This is a genomic window from Magnetospirillum sp. UT-4 (assembly GCF_902729435.1).
In the GTDB taxonomy this organism is placed as follows: Bacteria; Pseudomonadota; Alphaproteobacteria; order Rhodospirillales; family Magnetospirillaceae; genus Magnetospirillum.
The window spans coordinates 1-899 of record NZ_CACVCG010000122.1; the positions used below are offsets into that span (position 1 = coordinate 1).

At 64.0% G+C, this 899-nt stretch carries 1 protein-coding gene; it reads right to left on the minus strand.

Features of this window, described 5'->3' with window-relative positions; all coding sequences use genetic code 11:
* Positions 1-18: 18 nt before the first annotated feature.
* The coding region (locus MTBUT4_RS15215; protein ID WP_173980550.1) for a transposase at positions 19-899 on the minus strand (881 nt) is incomplete at its 5' end.

Genomic DNA, 899 nt, shown 5'->3' on the forward strand with positions numbered 1-899 from the left:
TCGAAGCAACCATGATCTTCAGGCGGCGTTTGGCTGCCAGAAGGCGCCGTCACGCATCATCGCGTTGAGGGTAACGACGAGCTTTCGCATGCAGGCGACGAGGGCGACCTTTTTGAGGGCCCCCCTGGCCAGGAGATGCTTGTAGTACTCTCGGAGGACCGGGTTGTGGCGAATGCCGGACATTGCGGCAAGGAAGAGCTTGGAGCGAATAGATGCCCTTCCGCCAGCGGTGATCCGTCTTCCGCGGCTTGATCCGCTGTCGCGATTGAACGGCGCCACGCCGACCAGGGCGGCGATGGCGCGACGGTCGATGTGCCCGAGCTCGGGCAATTCGGTTATCAGGCTTGCGGCGACCACGGGACCGATGCCTGGGACGGACAACAACAGTTCGTTGTGCGTCTTGAGCGTCGGATCGTTCTGGATGATCTCAGCCATCTTGCGCTCCAAGAGGGTGATTTTCGCCTTCAGCGCCGTGACCGTGCCGCAGAGCATCCGCACCATGGCCTTGTCGGTGAAGTGGTCGCCCTGGTTGGACAGCATCCTGGCCTGGTTCACCAGCGCGTCGCGCAAGGCCACATGCTCGGCAAGGCGTTCGACCGCCGCCGAGCGCTTCGGCAGGGGGCGGGTCGCGACGACCTCGGCGAAATGCGCCAAGACGGCGGCATCCAACGTGTCGGTCTTGGCCAACCGTCCGGTGGCACGAGCGAAGTCACGGACCTGGCGTGGATTGGCCACGCCGACCATCAGGCCGGACTCTCTCAGGAAATGGGCGACCTTACGCTCATAGCCGCCCGTGGCCTCCATCACCACTCGAGCGACCGAGTACCCCCCCAGCCACGCCCACAGATCCTTCCAACCTGCAGCGTCGTTGGCAAATCGCTGGCTTTTGCCAAGCGGGC